This window comes from Streptomyces sp. CLCI03 (assembly GCF_053615355.1).
The window spans coordinates 8,040,151-8,054,972 of sequence record NZ_CM132132.1 but is presented as its reverse complement, the minus strand read 5'-3'; the positions used below and the strand labels follow the sequence as shown (position 1 = coordinate 8,054,972).

The window sequence follows — 14,822 nt, the reverse complement described above, 5'->3', positions numbered from 1 at the left end:
TACGAATGTACCACGAAAATGGTACGGCGGTACCATGAAGGAGTCCGGGCGGTCCGGACCGCGAACGCGAGCAGATCACCGACGGGCGGAGACACGACCATGCCGAAGCGTGTGGACCACGAGGAGCGACGAGCCCAGATCGCCGAGGCGCTGATCCAGGTGGCGGGGCGGCGCGGACTCCACGGCGTCGGCATGCGCGACGTCGCCGCGGAGGCGGGAGTGTCACTGCGGCTCGTCCAGTACTACTTCGAGACCAAGGAGAAGCTGCTCTTCTACGGCCTCCAGCACCTGACCGACCGCTTCACCGCACGCGTGGGCGAGCGCCTGCGCGCCGTCGGCCCGAACCCCGGCCCGCGCGCGACCGTCGAGGCGCTGCTGCTGGCCTCCCTCCCCACCGACGAGGAGGGCCGCACCTTCCACCTCCTCTACAGCTCGTACTCGATCCTGTCGGTGACCGACGAGGCCCTCGCCGCCCAGCCGTTCATCGACAATCCCGACGCCGCGGAGAACGCCGTCGCCGGCCTGCTCCAGCAGGCGCAGGAGAGCGGCCTGGCCGACCCGGACGTCGACGCGCGCATCGAGGCGATCAGCCTGCTCGCCATGACGGCGACCATGGGCACCAGCATCCTCGTGGGCCAGCGGAAGCCCGAGTCGGCCGTCGCGGTCCTCCACCACCACCTCGACCGGATCTTCACCACCACCACCTGACCCCCGACCATCGGCCCCGGCCCCACCACCGGCTCCGCCCCCACCCCCGCCCGGCGAGTTCCAGGACTGTTCACCCTCACGTGACCCGCACCTTCCCGGACCCACCGGGAGCGGCCGGTCGAATGGGACCCGAGAGGTCTGGACCATTTAAGTCACGCCATTCCATGGCGCATTGACTCCGGTGCCACGTTCTCGCAACAACTGGTCTATACCTTTAACACTAGGATGGGCCACCTGAAACGGGTACATGCACAGCCGTGGGGGGCTTTATGACCTTTCATCATCTTCCGCAACCACCATCCGACGAAGAGCTCTACTGGTACTTCGGACCGCAGCGGCGCTGGGTCCTCGTCAGCACCTCGCTCGCCTTCGTGTTCACGGCGGCGACCATGCTCACCTTCGCCCTGCGGACACCGGCCCTGTGGGCGTTCCTGGTGGTCCTCGCGCTCAACGTCGTCGCCCTCGCCCTCTCCAGCGTCAACAGCCTGCGCCTGCGCCGGCTCACCCGGCAGTCGCACGAGGTGCTCGTCCGGGCCTGGCGCCCGGGCACGCTGCCGGGCGTCGATCTGTACCTGCCGACCTGCGGCGAGCCGCTCGACGTCCTCGGCAACGCCTACCGCGCGGTCTCGGGCGTCGACTGGCCCGGCGCGCTGACCGTCTGGGTCCTGGACGACGCCGACCGGCCGGAGGTCGCCGCGCTGGCCGCCTCGTACGGCTACGAGTACGTCGTGCGGCCCGACCGGGGCCACCTGAAGAAGGCCGGCAACCTCAATCACGCGCTCACCCTGAGCAGCGCCGAGTTCATCGCGATCCTGGACGCGGACTTCGCCCCGCGGCCCGACTTCCTGCGTCATCTCGTGCCGTACCTGGCCGACCCCGCCGTCGGCATCGTGCAGAGCCCGCAGTGCTTCGACACCGACGAGACCATGGGGTGGATCCAGCGGGCCGCCGGCTCCGCGCAGGAGTGGTTCTTCCGCTGGATCCAACCGTCCCGGGACGCGAGCGACGCCGCCATCTGCTGCGGCAGCAACGCCGTGTACCGGCGCAGTGCGATCGACCTGGCCGGCGGCTTCGCCCGGCTCGACCACAGCGAGGACCTGTACACCGGACTCGCCCTCCACGCACAGGGGTTCCGCACCCTGTACGTGCCGGTGCTGGTCGCCAAGGGCACCTCGCCCGACCGGGTCACCTCCTTCGTCAACCAGCAGTACCGGTGGGCCATGGGCAATCTCCACCTGCTCGGCACACCCGTGCTGCGGCGGATGCGCGCCCCGTGGCGGATGCGGCTGTGCTTCTACGAGGGCATCGTGGGCTACCTGACCACCGCGGTGAACACCTTCGTGGCGCCGCTCCCGCCGCTGGTGATGATGTTCTGGTTCCCGGACCACATCCGGCCCTGGCACGTCCTGCCCCTGCTCGCCCCGCTGTGGCTGTGGCACGTGCTGCTGCCGCGGATCAGCCGCACCCGCTGGCGGGTCGAGGTCATCCGGGCCAACGTCCTGACCAGCGTGGCCGCCGCGACCGCGTTCGTGCACACCCTGCGGGGGCGCAGCGCGGCCTGGGTGCCCACCGGCGCGCGGAGTGCGGGGGCTTCGGGCGGGATGGCCCGCCGGGTGGTCGCCGTCTCGCTCGGCTGGCTCGTCCTCTCCAACGGCGCCGCGGCCACCGGGCTCGCGCTGGCCGTGGCCCGGAACGGCTGGGAACCCAACTGGGGTCTGCTCCTCTACCTCTTGGTGCAGTGCCAGATCAACGTCCCGCTGATCCGGGACCTGGTGGCCGAGCTGCACCCGGCCGCGGGGCCGGTGCGCGCCCGGGTACGGGCCGCGCTGCGCTCGCGCGGTGGTGTGCTGCCGCGCCGCTGGCCCGAGACCGTCGCCGCGTCCGCGGTCCTCCTGCTGACCGGCCTGCTGGCGTCGGGGTGGGTCGACCCGATGCTTCCCTGGCTGAGTTGAAAGGCACCATCCGCATGTCCTTCCTCGTCACACCCGTGCGGCGCCGGCTTCGCCGGGGCGCCGCCCCGGGAGCCGAACATCTGCCGTCCGGTTCCCGCTCCGGCAACGAGTCCGGGCCGAGCCCGCACCGGTCCGCCTTCCGTCCCGACATCGAAGGTCTGCGCGCGGTCGCCGTCCTCGCGGTCCTCGCCTTCCACGCCGGCCTTCCCTGGGCGACCGGCGGATTCGTCGGCGTGGACGTCTTCTTCGTCATCTCCGGCTACCTGATCACCGGCCTGCTGGTGCGCGAGGCGATCACCACCGGTCGGATCCGGCTCGGTGACTTCTTCTCGCGGCGGGCCCGGCGGCTGCTGCCCTCCGCGGCGGTGGTGCTCGCCGCGGTGGCCGTCGCCGGAGCCTGGCTGACCGTACCGCTGCGGCGTACCGACATGGAGTACGACGTCGTCGCGGCGGCGCTGTCCTTCGCCAACTGGCGGTTCGTGTCGCAGCGGACCGACTATCTCGCCGCCGGGCACGACCAGAGCCCGCTGCTGCACTTCTGGTCCCTCGCCGTCGAGGAGCAGTTCTACCTGTTCTGGGCCCCGCTGCTGGCGGTACTGGTGCTGTGCGCGGCCCGGGCGGTCCGCCGGGGCCGGGCCGTTCGTCTCGCCGTGGTGTCGGTCGCCGCGCCGCTCACCGTGGCCTCGTTCGCGCTGACGGTGTACTGGAGCGAGCACTCCGTATCGCTCGCGTACCTCGGAACTCCCTCGCGGGTCTGGCAGTTCGGTGTCGGGGCACTGCTCGCCCTGCTGCCCTGGCACCTGATGCGCGGTCCGCGGCCGCTGCGGCTGGTGTGCGGCTGGGCCGGGGCCGCGGCGATCGGCTGGTGCGTCGTGTCGTACGACAGTGGGACCCCGTACCCCGGTTTCGCGGCGCTCGTGCCGACCCTGGCCACCGCCGCCGTGATCCTCGCCGCGATACCCGGCCGGGGCGAGCGGCACACACAGGGCACGTGGGACGTGGGACGGCTGCTGTCGGGGCGGGCGCCCCGGGCCGTGGGGCGGCTCTCCTACACCCTCTACCTGTGGCACTGGCCGGTGCTCGTGCTCGCCGAGGCGCGGCTCGGCACTCTCGGCTGGCCCGCGAAGACCGCGCTGACACTGGCGGCCGTCCTGCCCGCCCTGGCCACCATGCACGGGGTCGAGCGGCCGCTGCGCCGCAGCCGTACGGTCTCCGAACTCCCGCGCCGCGGACTGTCGGTGGGCGTCTCGGCGATCGTGCTGCCGGTGGCCCTCGCGCTGGTGGTGGGTACGACCACGCTGCGGGTACTGGGCCCGGCCGGCCCGGTCGACACGCAGGGCCTGCCCCCGGGTGCCGTCTCGGGCCCCACCCTGCTCGCCCGGACGGCCGGAACACCGCTCGTCGACGGCCCGGTGGTGCCGAGTCCCGCGCAGGCGCGGGGGGACTTCCCGCCCGACGGGGCCTGTGAGGTCGCCCCGGCCGAGACGCGCAGCCCGGACTGCCTGTTCGGCGCGGTGGACAGCCCGGACCGGATCGTGCTGCTCGGCGACTCGCACGCCGGGCAGTGGTTCTCCCCGATGCTGGCGCTGGCCTCGCAACGGGGCTGGGCGCTGCAGGAGTTGGTGAAGCAGGGCTGCCCGCTGCCGGAGCTGACGGTGGACAGTCCGCAGCTCGGCCGGGCCTACCGGGAGTGCGACACCTGGCGGGCGGACTCCCTGGAGCGACTGCGCCACCAACCGAAGCCGCGGCTCATCGTGATCGCCTCGCTCAACCGGTACACCGACGACGCGAAGCTGTTGGCCGAGGCGTGGGAGAGGACGCTGACGCCGCTACGGGCCCTGGGCGCGCCGATCGTGTATGTCGAGGACACGCCCGTACCGGGCAGGGACATCCCCGCGTGCGTCTCCGGCAGTCCCGGGTCCCCCGCGGACTGCGCGTTCGATCGGACGCAGGCCCAGTGGCCGGATCCGCTGGCTCGGCGGATCGCGTCGGGCGCCCTGCCCGGCGTACGGAGCGTCGGCGTGAACCAGGTCCTGTGCCCTGGCGACGGGCCGACCTGCCCGGCCGTGCTCGACCGCATCCTGCTCTATCGGGACGACGCGCATCTGACGAACGCGGCGGCCGTGGTCCTGACCGGCCGATTGGAGCGGCTGCTCATGGAGGCCGGACTGTTGCCCGCCGCGCGTGGCGCGGGGAGCCCCGGAGCGGGGACCCCGGGGGCGGACGGGTGGACGCGGCTGCTGCGCGAGGACTTCGACGGGCCGGCCGGGGCCCCGCCGTCCGCCGCCGACTGGGTGCACGACATCGGCACCTGCTATCCGGGCTGCCCCGCGCCGCAGTGGGGAACCGGCGAGATCGAGACCATGACCGACTCGACCGACAACGTCCGCCTCGACGGGCGTGGCGCGTTGGAGATCGTGCCCACCCGCAAGGAAGGGCTGTGGAGTTCGGGGCGGATCGAGACACGGCGCTCCGACTTCGCGCCGCCGGCGGGTGGGGTCCTGCGGATCGAGGCGTCGATCGCCCTGCCCGATGTGACCGGGGAGAAGGCCGCGGGATACTGGCCGGCCTTCTGGACCCTGGGAGCACCGCTACGGGACGGGTACACGGGGTGGCCCGGCGTCGGGGAGCTCGACGTCATGGAGTCCGTGAACGGGCGGGACACCGTCTTCGCCACGATGCACTGCGGTGTCCTGGAAGGCGGTCCGTGCCGGGAGCCCGCCGGCCTGACCTCCGGTCCACAGCCGTGCGCGGGCTGCCGAACGGCGTTCCACTCGTACGCCGTCGAGGTCGACCGCGCGCCGGGCGCGGAGGAGGTGCGCTGGTATCTGGACGGGCGTGTGTACCACCGGGTGACCGCGGACGGGATGGATCCCGGGACCTGGAAGGCGGCCGTGGACCACGGGCTGTTCCTGATCCTGAACGTGGCGGTCGGTGGCGCTCTGCCGCGCGCCGACGGCGCGGACGCGGGTCCGGCCACCGAGCCGGGCCATGCGATGCGGGTGGACCACGTCGACGTCTCGGTCCGGGAGCGGAACACGTAGCGGTACGAAGCCTCGGCGCGCCGAGGTAGGGAGGTACGGACCTGCGGCGGGGGGAGCGCCTCGCTCCGGACCGGTGAACGGTCCACGAGCGGGGCGCGCTCCACGGGATTCCCGGAGCACGCCCGGCGCCTGCGCGGCACAGGTCCGACGCGGGATCAGAAGGAGAAGACGGCGTTCCCGCCCAGGGTCGCGGACATCACGCAGCTGTTGGAGAAGGTGTACTTCCAGGCGACGCGGCTGCCCTTCCACACGCCGTCGGCGGTCACGGTGACCGGGGCGTAGTGCATCGGGCAGGCGCGGTCCGGGTTCGGCGAGGCGAGCAGGCGGTCGAACGCTCCGCCCGTGGAGTTGAGGGCGGCGCAGGCGGCCTGCGGGGTCGGGTGGGTGCCCACGGCGGTCGGGGCGCAGCTGAGGGTGGAAGCCCGGACGACGGTGGAGTTGGTGGCGTCGTCGCCCTGCGCGACGGTGAACACCAGGGCGGACGGGGCGTACAGGCTGGAGGGCTGGGCGGCTGCCACGCCGGTGGTGCCGGCCAGACAGAGGAGCGTGGCGGCGGAGGCAGCTGCGATGCGGTGACGCACGACGGAACTCTCTTTCAATTCAAAGGTGGAACGCGATATTTGCTTTCGATATCGCGTCGTTGCGGGATCAGACTGTCGGACATGAAGGCCCACCGCACATCGATGACCGATTTACGGACAGAGCGTTCATATATCGGCAACCGAATGGTCGTTCGGGCAGCTCACAGGGGGCGCGCGCCGCTCCACCGCCACATGCGGCGCCGACCACGCCCGCCGCCGACCTGCGCTTTCACCCCTCGCCGACCCGCCGCGGGCCGCGTCCGGTTCACTCGACGGCCACTCAGCTTGACCGAATACGCACGCTCGAACACCGAGAGTGACGCATCCCAGATCTCCGGCCGGTGCATCGAACCGAAAAACTTAGGTAAGCCTTGCCTAAAATGACTTACGATGCCGCCATGAAGAAGATCATCCGCGGACTGGCCGCGATGACGGCCGGTCTGGCCCTCATCGCGCCCGGCGCGCTCGCCACGCCGGCCGTGGCCGCGTCCACCGCGGTCACCGCCCCCGGACTCGAACTCCCCGTACCCACCGGCGGCTTCGCCGTGGGCCGCGACACCCTCCACCTCGTGGACCGCGGGCGCAAGGACCCCTGGGTGCCCACGGCCGACCGGGAATTACTCCTGTCGCTGTACTACCCGGCTCTCGCCCGCACCGGAACTCCCGCTCCGTACCTGAGAACTTCCGAGGCCAAGGCGCTGCTCACCGACCGGGGGCAGCTCGGCGAGTACGTCACCTCCGAACGTCTCGCGGCCACCCGGACCCACGCGCGGGCGGGGGCGCTGCCCCGGCCCGCGGCACACCGCTACCCGCTGATCGTGCTCTCCCCCGGCTTCACCATGCCCCGCACCTCGCTGACCACCCTGGCGGAGGACCTGGCCTCCCGCGGGTACGTGGTGGCGGCGGTGGACCACGCGTACGAGTCCGACGGCACCGTCTTCCCCGGCGGGCGGCTGCTCACGTGCAAGGCCTGCGAGCAGGTGTTCCCCGACGGGTCGCTGCACCGGGTCTCCGACGGCCGGGCCCGCGACATCCCGTTCGTCCTGGACCGGCTGACCGGTCCACGCGCGGCGTGGCGGTACTCCTGGCTGATCGACCCCCGACACATCGGCATGGCCGGGCATTCCATCGGCGGTGCGGCCGCGTCGGCCACCATGGCCGTGGACCCGCGCGTGGACGCCGGGGTCAACATGGACGGCACCTTCTTCACCCCCGTTCCCCGGTCCGGTCCCGGTGGGCGGCCCTTCCTGATGCTCGCCGGTGACCCGGCCCTGCTGCCGCCGGACTTCCCCGACACCTCCTGGGAGGACAACTGGCCCCGGCTGGACGGCTGGAAGCGCTGGCTGACCGTCACGGGGGCCGGGCATTCCGGCTTCACCGACTGGCCCGTACTGGGCGAGCAGGTCGGGTACCCGCATCCGGAGACGCCGCTGTCGGGCACCCGCTCGCAGCAGATCACGCGGGCGTACGTCGGTGACTTCTTCGACCTGCACCTGCGCGGGAAGCCGGCGCCACGCCTGGACGGCCCGACCGCGGCCGAGCCGGAGGTCGTGTTCCACCGCAGCTGACCGAGTCGAACCGAGGAGTCCACGCGCATGTCGAACACCCCCGAAGGCGGCGGCGCCCATGGCCTGAGCGGTGTGGCCATGACCCTGCTGCCCCCCTCTACGGCCGCGCCCACGCGGCCGAGTTCCTGCCGGGCACGGCGTTCCGCGACCCGGCGGCCGCGTCCGGCCGCGTCCGTCCTGGCCTCGACCGGCTCTCGGGCGCCCGAGGTGCTCAGCGACCGGAGCAATGCGCTCGGGTCGGTCCACCGGGCCATCGTCTTCGACGAGTTGACCGCCGCCTTCTGTCGGGAACACCCCGACGCGGTGGTCGTCTCGGTGGGCATCGGCCTCGACACCCGTGCGGAACGGCTCGCGGGGGCCCTGCCCCATCGTCAGGGCGACCGGGGCCCGGTTCCGCTCCGGCGTCCGGGGCGGTCGCGGGCTCGCCGCCGTGGCACCCGGGTGGGAATGGCTCGGTGACCACCGGGTGATGGAGCGCATCAGCGTCGGCCACCGGGCGGCCGCGGGCCCGTTCCGGCTGCTGACCCTCGGCGCTCCGGCCTACGCCGCTGCGCGGCTGCGCGCCACGGACAGGACACCCCCCGGCACTCAGGACGGCTCCGCGTAGCGGGCGGCGAACGCGGCGGCGCGGTCGCGCAGGGAGGTCCGCAGCGACTGCGGAGCCAGGGCTTCCGCGTCCGTGCCGAGTTGCCACAGTGCCCATTCGGCGTGTCGGGAGTCCTGGAAGGTGAGCTCCAGGCGCAGTCGGCCGTCCTGGTCGGGCTCCTCGGCGCGGACGGCCAGCGCGGTGTCCAGCAGGTCCTCCCGCCGCGCCGGGTCCACCCGTACCAGCACGGTGATGTGGTCGTCGCTGAGGAACCGCGCGCAGCGTTCCTGCCAGATCCGGTCCAGATCGACGCGGCCGGGTCGCTCGGCCGGGTCGGGGAGTTCCTCGGCGGCCAACACCCGCGACAGCCGGTAGGTGCGGTCCGCGCCGGATCGCGTGGCCAGCAGGTACACCCGGTCGCGTACGGTGACCAGCCCGATCGGATCCACCGTGCGCCACCCCGGTGGCCTGCCGGTGGCCGCGTAGTGGATGCGGAGCTTGTGTCCGGCGAGTACCGCGCGCCGGACCTCGATCATCGTGGTGCCGGGTATGTCGTCGGTGACCGCGCGGCGTGAGAGCAGGTCGGTCTCGGGCTCGACGAGGAACCGCCGGGCCGCGTCGCTCGCGGTGGCCCGGTGGCTCTCGGGCAGCGCGTCGACCACCTTGCGCAGGGCCGAGGCGAGGGCCGAGCCCAGGCCGAACGCCTGCTCACCGCGCCCCGATCCGGCCGCCAGCAGGGCGAGGGCCTCGTCGTGGTTCAGTCCGGTCAGCTCGGTCCGGAAGCCGGGCAACAACGAGAATCCGCCGTGCCGGCCGCGTTCGGCGTAGACCGGGACGCCGGCCGCCGACAGTGCCTCGATGTCGCGCAGCACGGTACGGGTGGACACCTGCAGCTCCCGGGCCAGCGTGTCGGCGGTCAACCGGCCGTGCCGGCGGAGCAGCAGCACCAGTGAGACCAGTCGGTCGGCGCGCATGCGGGAACGGTAACGGAATACCTGACCGAGGGTGTCGTGATTTGTTGGGAGGCTCGTCAGCACGACGTCGAGGCCGGCGGTTGCCGCGCCGATCGACGTCCGTGATCCCGATGCATCGAATGGAGCTGACGTGGCAGTACGGCGAACGGCGATCAACCCGGTGACGTGGTCGGTGGAGATGGGGTTCAACCAGGGTGAGGTCGTCTCCGGGCACACACGGACCCTGTACGTCTCGGGGCAGACCGCGATGAGCGACGACGGCAGGCCCCTGCACGACGGCGACATGGCGGCGCAGTTGGCGCGGAGCGTCGACAACCTGGAGGCCGTCCTCGACAAGGCCGGCATGTCCCTCGCGAACCTCGTGCGGCTGAACGTGTACACGACCGACGTCGACCAGCTCTTCCCGCACTACGGCGGGCTGGCGGCGCGGTTGGGCGCCGCCGGGGTGGCCCCGACCACCACGATGCTCGGCGTGACACGGCTGGCGATCCCCGGCCAGCTGGTCGAGCTGGAGGGGACCGCCATCGCCTGACGGGCCGGGGCGGCGCACCTCCCCGGTGGACGGCGGTCGCCGCCGGGGAGGTGCGCGGGTGCCGAGCTGTCAGCCGGCCGGCGCCACCGGGGACCGCACGCCGAACCACTGCTCGGCGCCGAACTCCTCGAACGTCTCCACCTCGGTGAATCCCAGCTTCGCCGCGAGGCGCATCGCGCGGTCGTTGGCGCTCTGGGTGCACAGGACCACCGGCTCGTCCGGAAGCGCGTCGGCGCACCAGTCGAGCGCGGCCGCGCACGCCTCGACGGCGTACCCGTGTCCCCATGCCCGCGGCAGGAACATGCAGCCGAGCTCGACCTCTCCGGCCTCCGGGCGGACATGCCCCGGGCGTTGCGGGTCGCGCCGGTCGAGCGTGACCATGCCGATCATGGCTCCGTCGACCTCGATCACGAAGAAGCCGGGGCGCTGCCCGGGCACCGTCGGCCCCGAGCGTTCCAGCTCGGCACGTGGTCGCGCGCCGCCGACGTAGGTGCCCACCTCGGGCGATGCGAACAGGTCGATGAACGCCTCACGGTCGCGCGCAGCGGACGGGCGCAGAACCAGCCGTGCGGTCCGTAACGGGGTGGGTGGCCAGGCGGCGGCTCCGAAATCAGTCATGTCCGGCAACTTATCGCACACCTGTCGGAATGATGAGCGATCCGAGGGCGGCCCGGCGGGTCGGAGCCGCGTACCGCCGTGAGCGGCGGGCGGCGATCGGCGAATCCGGTTCAGGCTTCAACCAGCTTGCGAACGAAGGCGGTTGGGGCGACTCGGCACAGCTCTGAAATCCCGCCACTGCGGTCACACATCTCCCCTTCCACTCCATTCTTAGGTTAGGCTTACCTAAGAGTGGGGGTGCGGGGATGCAGGACAACGCGCGAGACCAAGCGCAGCAGGACGAATGGGCCGACGAGGTACTGGCCTGGATGAGCTCCCAGGAGGAGATGGACCGGGCGCTGCGCGACGCACTGCGCCGCACGCCCAGCCAGCGGGAGGAGACGATCGCCCGCATGGCGGACGCCCTACGCGGGGCGGCCCAGGGGCTGACCGTCCCCGGGTGCGCGGCCGCGGCCGGGGTTCCCGAGCGCATCCTGCGCGAGTGGCTGGAGATCGACTCCAGCTTCGCCACGGCGCTCGGCTCCGCGCACGCGCTGGCCGAGGCGCACGGGCTGAGACCCGGGTCGGCACCGACCCCGGCCTCCTTGCAGCTGATGCTGAACGCGATCCGCAAAGGGGCCGCCTGGCCGGCCGCGGCGACCCTCGTGGGCATCTCCGTGCGCGGGTTCAACCGTCTGCGCGCCGAGGCGCCACCGGTGGGAGCCCTGATCGCGGCGGCGCAGCGGGCGCGCTCGGCGAAGGCCGGCGCGAGTCGGCGGCGCAGGCCGCCGAAGGCGGCGAGCCGTCGGGTCGGGTACCGGATCGTGCAACTCGACGATCCCCTCCTGTCCCCGGACAGCCAACCGGACGATCCCGCCGACGGATTGAGCCACCGCGCCACGCACCGGGACTGAGCGGGCAGTCACGCGAGGACCGATTTCCGAGGGTGACGTCCAAGGGTGACGTCCACCCCTCGATCAATTAACTTAGGTTAGGCTAAGCTAAGTGAACGATGAGGGGTCGGGGCATCCTCCGTCCCTCGTCGAGCTCCGCGCGCCCGTTCACCACCGGCGCTCCGCGCAGCGCCGGTGACAAGGAGATCCAGCCGTGGGCCCTGTGACCATCGACCCCTATCCCATGCCCACCCAGGACCTGGTGCCGCGCTCGGCGGCGCCGTGGTCCGTCGACCCCGACCGGGCAGCCCTGCTGATCCACAACATGCAGAACCATCTGCTGCGGCCCTTCCCCCGCGATCGCTCGCCCCTGGTGGACCTGATCGGCAACATCGCCGTTCTGCGCAGGTCCGCACGGCGGCTGGGTCTCCCGGTCGTCTTCAGCACGGTACCGGCGGGCGAGCGTCCCGAACAGCGCGGCCTCGCGGCCGAGATGGAGACCGAGCCGGCTGCGCCGGAACGGGACGCGTCCATCACCGAGGAGCTGACCCCGCGCCGGGGCGAGCACGTGATCGCCAACGCGCGGCACAACGCCTTCCTGCGCAGCCACCTGGAGCGCATCCTGCGCACCACGGGACGGGACCAGCTGATCCTGTGCGGCGTGTTCGCCCACTCCGGCGTACTGCTCACCGCGGCGGACGCGTTCATGAACGACATCCAGCCATTCGTGGTGGCCGACGCGGTGGCGGACACCTCCGCGGAGGAGCACGCGCTCGCCCTGCGCTGGACGGCCGCACGGGGCGCCGTCGTACGCACGACCACGATCCTCATCGACGAACTGGAAGCCTGAATGACGACCGCACACCTCGTACCGTGAGCGGACCGGCAGCGCCGCGGGCGCGCACACTCATCGAGGCCCTGCCATGGCTGGCGCGGTTCCAAGGCCGCACGGTCGTGGTCAAGTTCGGTGGCAACGCCATGGTGAACGAGGAGCTCAAGGCGGCCTTCGCGCAGGACGTGGTCTCCCTGCGCTACGCGGGGCTGCGGCCGGTCGTCGTGCACGGCGGCGGCCCCCAGATCAGCGCGATGCTCGAACAGCTCGCGCTGGAGGTCCGGTTCGCCGCGGGACTGCGGGTGACGACCCCCGCGGTGATGGAGATCGTCCGCATGGTGCTGGCCGGGCAGGTGCAGCGGGACATCGTCGGCCTGATCAATCGTCACGGGGCCTTCGCCGTGGGGATGACCGGCGAGGACGCCCGCACCCTGTCCGCCGTCCGGCGTCCGGCGCTGGTGGACGGCGCCGAGGTGGACATCGGCCTGGTGGGCGACATCGTGCACGTGGACCCGGACACCGTACGGGGATTGCTGGAGCGCGGCCGCATCCCGGTGATCTCTCCCATCGCCCGGGGAGCCCACGACGACAACGTCTACAACATCAACGCCGACCTCGCGGCCGCCGCTCTCGCCGAGGCGCTCGACGCCGAGAAACTCGTGATGCTCACCGACGTCGCCGGCCTCTACGCGGACTGGCCGCACAGTACGGAGATCATCGACCGGCTCACGGCCGGTGAGCTGGCGGAACTACTGCCTTCGATGGCGGGCGGCATGGTGCCCAAGATGGAGGGCTGCCTGCGCGCGGTGCGCTCCGGGGTACGGATGGCACACGTACTGGACGGCAGGGTTCCGCACGCCCTGGTCCTGGAGGTGTTCGCCGACGAGCACACGGGCACCACCGTGGTGCCCGACGACCCGCCGACCGAGGAGCACCTCCTCCACTGAACCGGGGAGGGCCGACCTGACCGGCCCTCCCCCACCGCACCCCGGAGCCGTCACGGCTCCGGGGCCTTCCGTGTGCCCAACTCCGCTCGCCGAAAGTCTGGTTGGTGTGTTTCGAGACAACCGGGTGCCAACTTGACAGCTTCCGGCCCGTCAGAGATGTTAGGCCAGCCTTACCTAACCAAATAGGGTAGGACCGAGGAAGGATGGGCATGTCCGCACCGCACGCGAGCTCCACACCCGGGGACGCTCTCCCGGACATCCGGGACCTGGTGGGCATCGGCTTCGGGCCGGCCAACCTGGCCCTGGCGATAGCGATCCGGGAGCACAACGACCGCCGCGCCTCCGGCGAGGCGCTCCGGGCCTCGTTCATCGAGCGCCAGGAGGACTTCGGCTGGCACCAGGGCATGCTCCTCGAAGGGGCCACCATGCAGGTCTCCTTCCTGAAGGACCTGGTGACGATGCGCAATCCGGGAAGCCCCTTCAGCTTCCTGCACTACCTCCAGGACCGGGACCGGCTGGCCGACTTCATCAACCAGAAGTCCTTCTTCCCCACCCGCCTCGAATTCCACGACTACTTCCGCTGGTGCGCCGCCTCCTTCGACGGGCTGGTCGACTACGCCACCGAGGCCGTCGAGGTGCGCCCGGTGGGTCCGGACGGCGCCGCGGACCAGTTGGACGTCATCACCCGGCCCAGCACCGGCAGCGGGCCCTCGCGCGCCACGCGCACCCGCAACCTCGTCCTCGGGACCGGGCTACGCGCCCGCGTCCCGGCCGGGATCAGCACCGGCCCGCACATCTGGCACAACCGTGACCTGCTGCACCTCGCGCCGCGGCTGACGGGCCGTCCGCACCGTCGGTTCGTCGTCGTCGGCGCCGGCCAGTCCGCCGCCGAGACCGCGGACCACCTGCACCGCACCTTCCCGGACTCCGAGGTCTGCGCCGTGTTCACCCGGTACGGGTACAGCCCGGCCGACGACAGCCCGTTCGCCAACCGGATCTTCGACCCGGCCGCCGTCGACGAGTTCTTCCGCGCCCCGGAGGAGGTCAAGCAGCAGCTCATCGGATACCACGCCAACACCAACTACGCGGTGGTGGACGGCGATCTGATCGAGCAGCTGTACCGGACCGTCTACCAGGAGAAGGTCGCGGGCACCGAGCGGCTGCGCATCCTGAACACGACCGCCCTGACCGCCGTGGAAGAACTCCCCGACGGGGCGCGGGCCGTGGTGCGCTCCCTGACCACGGGCGAGATCCTCACCCTCGACTGCGACGCGGTCGTGCTGGCCACCGGCTACCGGCCCACCGAGCCGGCCGAGCTGCTCGGCGACCTGGCCGAGGAGTGCCTCACGGACGGGCAGGGCAGACTGCGCGTCGGCCGTGACCACCGGGTGGAGACCACCGACCGCGTGCGGGCCGGTATCTACGTCCAGGGCGCCGCCGCCGAGCACACCCACGGCATCACCGCCTCCCTGCTGTCCACGCTGGCCGTGCGCTCTGGCGAGATCTGCGACTCCCTGCTGCTGCGCGTCGCCGAACGCGAGGTGCAGGCCGCGCTGGCGACCAGGGCGGCGGCCGTCGCCGACGGCGTGCCCGCCCACCGGGGCTGAG

General features: G+C 72.0%; 14 protein-coding genes. 11 read left to right on the top strand and 3 right to left on the bottom strand.

The genetic code is table 11. The features are described from left to right. The first annotated feature begins 99 nt into the window (after window positions 1–99). The 3 genes from ACWG52_RS37125 to ACWG52_RS37115 all read left to right on the top strand — a co-directional run bounded on the left by ACWG52_RS37125 (window position 100) and on the right by ACWG52_RS37115 (window position 5,704). Window positions 100–708, top strand: coding sequence for a TetR/AcrR family transcriptional regulator (locus tag ACWG52_RS37125; protein ID WP_390137550.1), 609 nt, complete (start codon window positions 100–102; stop codon window positions 706–708). A 269-nt stretch (window positions 709–977) separates the two neighbouring features. Beyond that, window positions 978–2,660, top strand: a complete 1,683-nt coding sequence (locus tag ACWG52_RS37120) for a glycosyltransferase family 2 protein (protein ID WP_389806464.1) — start codon at window positions 978–980, stop codon at window positions 2,658–2,660. Between the two features lie 14 nt (window positions 2,661–2,674). After that, a complete protein-coding gene (locus tag ACWG52_RS37115; RefSeq protein ID WP_389806892.1) occupies window positions 2,675–5,704 on the top strand; it encodes an acyltransferase family protein in 3,030 nt (1,009 codons plus the stop codon). A gap of 155 nt (window positions 5,705–5,859) precedes the next feature. Here ACWG52_RS37115 and ACWG52_RS37110 read toward each other — a convergent pair whose 3' ends face one another. Then, complete coding sequence (locus ACWG52_RS37110; protein ID WP_389806466.1) at window positions 5,860–6,285, bottom strand: subtilase-type protease inhibitor; 426 nt, start codon at window positions 6,283–6,285, stop codon at window positions 5,860–5,862. A gap of 398 nt (window positions 6,286–6,683) precedes the next feature. Between ACWG52_RS37110 and ACWG52_RS37105 the strand changes: the two genes are divergently transcribed. From ACWG52_RS37105 to ACWG52_RS37095, 3 genes are read left to right on the top strand one after another with little or no spacing between them, the layout of a single operon-like run. Continuing rightward, a complete protein-coding gene (locus ACWG52_RS37105) occupies window positions 6,684–7,853 on the top strand; it encodes an alpha/beta hydrolase family protein (RefSeq protein ID WP_389806467.1) in 1,170 nt (389 codons plus the stop codon). Between the two features lie 27 nt (window positions 7,854–7,880). Then, window positions 7,881–8,312, top strand: a complete 432-nt coding sequence (locus ACWG52_RS37100; RefSeq protein ID WP_389806469.1) for a hypothetical protein — start codon at window positions 7,881–7,883, stop codon at window positions 8,310–8,312. A gap of 10 nt (window positions 8,313–8,322) precedes the next feature. Further along, the gene (locus ACWG52_RS37095) at window positions 8,323–8,460 is read left to right on the top strand and encodes a hypothetical protein (protein WP_389806471.1); all 138 of its coding nucleotides are present in this window, start codon (window positions 8,323–8,325) and stop codon (window positions 8,458–8,460) included. Here ACWG52_RS37095 and ACWG52_RS37090 read toward each other — a convergent pair. Continuing rightward, entirely contained in the window at window positions 8,442–9,413 is a 972-nt protein-coding gene (locus tag ACWG52_RS37090) for a helix-turn-helix transcriptional regulator (RefSeq protein WP_389806473.1), read from the bottom strand. The two genes, ACWG52_RS37095 and ACWG52_RS37090, sit on opposite strands and share 19 nt — an antisense overlap. 178 nt (window positions 9,414–9,591) lie before the next feature. Between ACWG52_RS37090 and ACWG52_RS37085 the strand changes: the two genes are divergently transcribed. Further along, window positions 9,592–9,945, top strand: a complete 354-nt coding sequence (locus tag ACWG52_RS37085) for a RidA family protein (RefSeq protein WP_389806893.1) — start codon at window positions 9,592–9,594, stop codon at window positions 9,943–9,945. A gap of 69 nt (window positions 9,946–10,014) precedes the next feature. Here ACWG52_RS37085 and ACWG52_RS37080 read toward each other — a convergent pair whose 3' ends face one another. Further along, the gene (locus tag ACWG52_RS37080; RefSeq protein WP_389806474.1) at window positions 10,015–10,563 is read right to left on the bottom strand and encodes a GNAT family N-acetyltransferase; all 549 of its coding nucleotides are present in this window, start codon (window positions 10,561–10,563) and stop codon (window positions 10,015–10,017) included. Window positions 10,564–10,808: 245 nt separating this feature from the next. Here ACWG52_RS37080 and ACWG52_RS37075 point away from each other — a divergent pair, with 245 nt between their 5' ends. From ACWG52_RS37075 to ACWG52_RS37060, 4 genes are all read left to right on the top strand, one after another. Beyond that, a complete protein-coding gene (locus ACWG52_RS37075) occupies window positions 10,809–11,456 on the top strand; it encodes a serine/threonine-protein kinase (RefSeq protein WP_389806475.1) in 648 nt (215 codons plus the stop codon). Window positions 11,457–11,649: 193 nt separating this feature from the next. Continuing rightward, window positions 11,650–12,285: an isochorismatase family protein gene (locus tag ACWG52_RS37070; RefSeq protein WP_389806476.1), complete on the top strand. Its 636-nt coding sequence runs from the start codon at window positions 11,650–11,652 to the stop codon at window positions 12,283–12,285. 23 nt (window positions 12,286–12,308) lie between these two features. Next, window positions 12,309–13,214 (top strand): acetylglutamate kinase, encoded by a 906-nt coding sequence (argB, locus tag ACWG52_RS37065; protein WP_389806478.1) that lies wholly within the window; start codon window positions 12,309–12,311, stop codon window positions 13,212–13,214. 209 nt (window positions 13,215–13,423) lie between these two features. Further along, a complete protein-coding gene (locus ACWG52_RS37060) occupies window positions 13,424–14,821 on the top strand; it encodes a lysine N(6)-hydroxylase/L-ornithine N(5)-oxygenase family protein (protein ID WP_390137533.1) in 1,398 nt (465 codons plus the stop codon). Window position 14,822 lies beyond the last annotated feature (1 nt).

Coding starts and splice junctions, on each gene's coding strand:
- ACWG52_RS37125 (WP_390137550.1), top strand. CDS start 100: ATGCCGAAGCGTGTGGACCACGAGGAGCGACGAGCCCAGATCGCCGAG.
- ACWG52_RS37120 (WP_389806464.1), top strand. CDS start 978: ATGACCTTTCATCATCTTCCGCAACCACCATCCGACGAAGAGCTCTAC.
- ACWG52_RS37115 (WP_389806892.1), top strand. CDS start 2,675: ATGTCCTTCCTCGTCACACCCGTGCGGCGCCGGCTTCGCCGGGGCGCC.
- ACWG52_RS37105 (WP_389806467.1), top strand. CDS start 6,684: ATGAAGAAGATCATCCGCGGACTGGCCGCGATGACGGCCGGTCTGGCC.
- ACWG52_RS37100 (WP_389806469.1), top strand. CDS start 7,881: ATGTCGAACACCCCCGAAGGCGGCGGCGCCCATGGCCTGAGCGGTGTG.
- ACWG52_RS37095 (WP_389806471.1), top strand. CDS start 8,323: ATGGAGCGCATCAGCGTCGGCCACCGGGCGGCCGCGGGCCCGTTCCGG.
- ACWG52_RS37090 (WP_389806473.1), bottom strand. CDS start 9,413: ATGCGCGCCGACCGACTGGTCTCACTGGTGCTGCTGCTCCGCCGGCAC.
- ACWG52_RS37085 (WP_389806893.1), top strand. CDS start 9,592: ATGGGGTTCAACCAGGGTGAGGTCGTCTCCGGGCACACACGGACCCTG.
- ACWG52_RS37080 (WP_389806474.1), bottom strand. CDS start 10,563: ATGACTGATTTCGGAGCCGCCGCCTGGCCACCCACCCCGTTACGGACC.
- ACWG52_RS37075 (WP_389806475.1), top strand. CDS start 10,809: ATGCAGGACAACGCGCGAGACCAAGCGCAGCAGGACGAATGGGCCGAC.
- ACWG52_RS37060 (WP_390137533.1), top strand. CDS start 13,424: ATGTCCGCACCGCACGCGAGCTCCACACCCGGGGACGCTCTCCCGGAC.